Origin of the sequence: Microcoleus sp. Aus8_D2 (assembly GCF_036702665.1) — a bacterium.
GTDB lineage: Bacteria > Cyanobacteriota > Cyanobacteriia > Cyanobacteriales > Microcoleaceae > Microcoleus.
Genome location: NZ_JAUBUN010000030.1, coordinates 92,723 through 97,179 on the forward strand (window position 1 = coordinate 92,723; position 4,457 = coordinate 97,179).

The window sequence follows — 4,457 nt, forward strand, 5'->3', positions numbered from 1 at the left end:
GTTTGACATAAAAAAGCAATTTATATAATTTTCCGCTTCAGCCAAACCACCAAAACCCACCCCAAAGTACATCCCAAAATATAGCCAATAAAATCCTCCCACGAAAAGCCGCTACCGAGGAACAAACGCCCAAATAATGTAGCGCGAATAGCTTGCAAAAAAGGAGGTTGCCACAATTGGCTAAATTCAATGATACAGTTAAAAATAAAAACTCCCCAAGCAATTTTAGTCGGAGAAACTTGGGGAAATATCAAAACAATTAGCAGAATCAAGAAAATTTGGTAGAGAAAATCACCAAAATAATCGTTAAAAAACTCTCGCCCAGGCCCGGAATAGAATTCACTGCTTAAACCGACGATCGAAACGGGGATGATGGTCAGGATCAGAGCAAATCGATAGTTAAAAAAGGGATGCGCGCGATTAAAAGGTGATGCCATTTTAGGTATTAGTAGTAGGGTGCGTCAGTTGGCACGATTTGAGATACCCATTGAAAATCTCTGTGCTGACGCACCGTACAAACTATTGGCTATTCACCAAGAATGGAACATGATATTATTCATCAAATCTAGTGTTATGGAACAATTTCGTTACGAGATACCTTACTATTTCTAGCAGGATTTGGCGTTAATTCTGGCGGTGAGGCTTGAACAGTTCCCCAGTCATTCAAAAAGCTTTTGAGTAAAACCTCTTGCTGAGTGCGAAATGCCTCGACATTTGCCCCGCGATTCATAATCACAAACCACACAGTTTGTTGTTTTTTAGTTGGCAGCGCGCCGCCCAAAGCGCTAACATTATCCAACGTACCAGATTTAACAACTGCTAATTTTGGCAGCGGTCGTTCTGAGAGTATTCCTTTATCTTTACCAACAACAGTTAAGACATCAGCAACTGTCATGCTGTAAGGTTGAAGATACCGTTCTAGAGCGATAAACAACGCGCAAGCAGCCCGAGGAGAAATGCGATTTTCGTCGCTCAATCCCGAACCGTTGACGAGTTGAATTTCTGCGGGATCAACTCCAGTTGCTGCTGCTGCTTTTTGCGCGACAATTTTGGCGCCACCGACAGTATCAGCCAGCATATCTGCCATCAGATTGTTGCTGTACTGATTCATTTTTTTGATCAGTTCGGTGAGGGGCAAAGAATAGTGTTTGACTAAGGGTACGCCGCTCGGAGGTGCTGGCAAAACTTTGACAGTACCGTCAATTGCTATTTGGGGTTTGGGAGTATTGGGAGGGAGTGTTTGATACTGGGCCGCGGCTTCGCTGGGCCAGATTTCACTGTTCAATGCTTGTTTGAGAAATTCTCCTGATTTGAGGGGATCTAATTCAAAATTCATGTAAAATTTATCGACAATTATCAAACTGCCAGTGACTCGCTTGATGCCTTTTTGATTTAAGATGTTACCGAGGGCGATCGCCTCTTCCCAAACAAACAACGGATCTTCGCTGCCCTGAACAATTAAATCGCCTTTTAAGACTCCGTTTTTGATTGTGCCGTTGGTACTAATTAAGGTAATAAATTGATGTTCCGGCCCGAATTGTTGCAGCGCTACCAGAGATGTTGCTACTTTGGTAATAGAAGCGGCTGACAGAGGAACTGTACCTTGATGATTGGCTAGCAATGTATTGCCCGATTGCATCCAGATACCTTGGTCTTCTTTAGCAGAACCTTGGGCTGTCAATCCGTTGAGATATTGCTGGATTTTGGTATTTGTGGCGGTTTCGGGATTGTTGACAGAAACTGTTAACGGCTGACTTGGTTTAACTGGCGGCGCGGAAGATTCGGCTACAGGAGAGGGAGTTGCAAGTTGGGGTGATTCCGTAGCGGCGCATCCGGTGATAATTGCGAGAAGGGCGATCGAACTTACAGCAGTCAAGTAGCGGTTTTTCAGCATTACCTTAATCTTTTCCATCAAATTTACCATCATCTTTGGGCACACCCGATGGAAAGTTTAGCACTCTTGCCGCGCCTCTTCCTTCAGGGATCTTCCTTCGCGCGCTTCGCGTCTTCGCGGTTCGTTAAATTTCGTTAAATATAGATATCCTGGAAATGCTTCGGGATTTTATCTTCAGCGCCTGGGGCTTTCACCCCAGGCCGATCGCAATCGCAAATTCAAGGGTAAACTGGTTTATCCAGCCATATTGCCCATACTCCCCATACTCAGCGGCACCATTTCCCCGTGCATCGTCAGGCCTAATAACATCGGCTCATTAACTCGAATCAACTCTCCTGTAAGCGCGCAGCGTTCCTCCTGCTGTGCTGTGGCGTTAATGCTGGCTCGAATATCCGATCGACAAAACATCTGACGATACTCTCCAGACTTCTGCTGTACGTAATTCCAGAGCAAATCTCGAATCAAAGCTTGATAGCCTTGATTCCCAGCAAGCTCTTTCAATCTCTCCTTGAGCTCTTTTTCTAGCCGAATGCTGGTGACTTCCATTTCGGTGGTTGAGGTTCTAGGTAGGGTATGCATAATTTTTCTCCGTGACGGGTGGACATATCTGTAATATCAGTGTAGTATGTTTAAAGCTAGATTTAAAGGTCTCAGATCACTTTCTGCCTACTGTGAAATTTTTCCCCACCTATTCTACTTATCAACTCAAGTGCGATCGCCCCAGGGGTCGCGCTGAGTCCTCACGGCAAGTCTTTCGGACGGGTTTGGCGAGCCCCGCAGCGACCTCGTGGGCTGGGACAAGCCCAATTAAACCCGGTTATAGTGGATTAGGACTAATTGCAGAAATTAATTACAACGAGGTAGACCGGGACGGTCTGGGAGTGGCACCGCCACATCACAAAGATACGCGAAGCGGGGGGTACAGCTAACGACTGTACCAACAATAAGATGAAAATTTGCCTTTAGCAGTTTTTCTGGCCCCCGCTTCACTCGTAAGAGAAGCGGGGGCATTTAATTGGAGATTGGAGCAATTTGGCAAGGCTTGGGGAACGAGCGAAAACTAGATGTAGCCAATGCTGGGAAGCATTCCAAATCTAAAATCTAAAATCTAAAATCTAAATGAGGAGGAGCAAGCCGTGACCGTAGTAACTGATGTATTGAGGCAATCTGTTGTGGTATTTTCTCAAAATTACCTACCGATGAGCCGTGTCAACATCAAACGGGCGATCGTACTTTTGGTAACAGGCAAGGCTGAACCTCTGGATTTTAGCATCGGCAATGGCTATCTCGTGCGATCGCCCAACACCAGCATCCACGTACCCGAACAAATCCGCTTGACTTTTGGTAACAGGGAACGGCTGTGGAAAGTTCCGCCGGTCAACCGCCGGGAAGTTCTGCGCCGAGACGCCCATGCTTGCCAATACTGCGGCAGCAACCGGCATTTGACGCTGGATCACGTGATGCCTCGATCGAAGGGCGGGCCGCATACTTGGGACAACGTGGTGACTGCTTGCGAACGGTGCAACTCTCGTAAGGGCGATCGAACTCCCATAGAAGCTGGAATGTCTCTGCGAACCAAGCCGAAGGCTCCCATACACCCCACTGTTGCTTTTGCCGAAATGTTTTGGCACGAATACCAAATTGGGGAATAGGTCATTAGTCATTAGTCATTGGTCATTGGTCATTAGTCATTGGTCATTGGTCATTAGTCATTGGTCATTGGTCATTGGTCATTGGTTATGGGACAACATTCTCGATCGAGATCGAGTAGAAAACATTTTATTACTCGATCCCAGATCAGCTCTGAACTCAATGCCCTATCCTTCGTCTGTGTGTTTAGAATCATCGGGAAATCCCGATTCCCAACGAGCGATGACCAATAACAGATAACAAATGACAGATAACAAATGACCAATGACTAATGACCAATGACTACTGACTACTGACAAATTTTCAATTCCAAATTTAGGGCTGTCAATATGCTGAAGTTGACTTACACTGAAACGGGCTTTAACCTGGAGCGTTTGGCTCAATCTCCCGAACAGTTAGTGGCGCTGCGAGTTGTGCTGGCTATGCGAGTTGGTCAAAGCATCAGCGTCGAACCGAGCACTGCGGCATTTTTGCTGCCCGCGAATTTGCCGGCGCTGTCTCTGTTGGAATCTGAGGCCCGCCGAGATGATACCGATTCGATCGACCTTTGTGTTGCTGATGCTGATTTTGTGGAAGTGACTCTGCGCGGTACGTGGATTGGAGAGGCGTCTGAGGGCGCCCAGGGGGTGTTTGCGACTGTTTTGAGCGATCGGGCGGAGCGGTTGTTGCTCAAACTCTGGCTCGAAACTCAGGCTGCTGCGGAGGTTGTGGGGGAAGTCGGCGATTAATATCGGGTGTTTGGGCATGGGGCATGGGGCATGGGGCATGGGGGATGGGGCATCTTGCCCGCTCGCGAAGTCGAAGGGTGGGCATGGGGGATGGGGGATGGGGCATTAGTCATTGGTCATTTTACCCGCTCGCGAAGTCGAAGGGTGGTCATTGGTCATTGGTCATTTTACCCGCTCGCGAAGTC

Annotated in this window: 5 protein-coding genes; 2 read left to right on the forward strand and 3 right to left on the reverse strand. The window is 47.3% G+C overall.

Going from position 1 to position 4,457, the window contains the following annotated elements; genetic code table 11:
* Positions 1–20 precede the first annotated feature (20 nt).
* From QUB64_RS22070 to QUB64_RS22080, 3 genes are all read right to left on the reverse strand, one after another.
* Positions 21–437, reverse strand: coding sequence for a ribosomal maturation YjgA family protein (locus tag QUB64_RS22070; RefSeq protein WP_333278662.1), 417 nt, complete (start codon positions 435–437; stop codon positions 21–23).
* 134 nt (positions 438–571) lie between these two features.
* Positions 572–1,912 (reverse strand): D-alanyl-D-alanine carboxypeptidase, encoded by a 1,341-nt coding sequence (locus tag QUB64_RS22075; protein ID WP_333278664.1) that lies wholly within the window; start codon positions 1,910–1,912, stop codon positions 572–574.
* Between the two features lie 216 nt (positions 1,913–2,128).
* Positions 2,129–2,473: a ribbon-helix-helix domain-containing protein gene (locus tag QUB64_RS22080; protein WP_333278666.1), complete on the reverse strand. Its 345-nt coding sequence runs from the start codon at positions 2,471–2,473 to the stop codon at positions 2,129–2,131.
* Between the two features lie 557 nt (positions 2,474–3,030).
* On the opposite strand from QUB64_RS22080, the gene QUB64_RS22085 reads away from it, so the two are divergent.
* Both QUB64_RS22085 and QUB64_RS22090 read left to right on the forward strand, forming a co-directional pair.
* Positions 3,031–3,546 (forward strand): HNH endonuclease, encoded by a 516-nt coding sequence (locus QUB64_RS22085; protein ID WP_333278668.1) that lies wholly within the window; start codon positions 3,031–3,033, stop codon positions 3,544–3,546.
* A 327-nt stretch (positions 3,547–3,873) separates the two neighbouring features.
* Entirely contained in the window at positions 3,874–4,272 is a 399-nt protein-coding gene (locus QUB64_RS22090) for an alr0857 family protein (RefSeq protein ID WP_333278670.1), read from the forward strand.
* Positions 4,273–4,457: the final 185 nt, after the last annotated feature.

Coding starts and splice junctions, on each gene's coding strand:
- QUB64_RS22090 (WP_333278670.1), top strand. CDS start 3,874: ATGCTGAAGTTGACTTACACTGAAACGGGCTTTAACCTGGAGCGTTTG.
- QUB64_RS22070 (WP_333278662.1), bottom strand. CDS start 437: ATGGCATCACCTTTTAATCGCGCGCATCCCTTTTTTAACTATCGATTT.
- QUB64_RS22080 (WP_333278666.1), bottom strand. CDS start 2,473: ATGCATACCCTACCTAGAACCTCAACCACCGAAATGGAAGTCACCAGC.
- QUB64_RS22075 (WP_333278664.1), bottom strand. CDS start 1,912: ATGGAAAAGATTAAGGTAATGCTGAAAAACCGCTACTTGACTGCTGTA.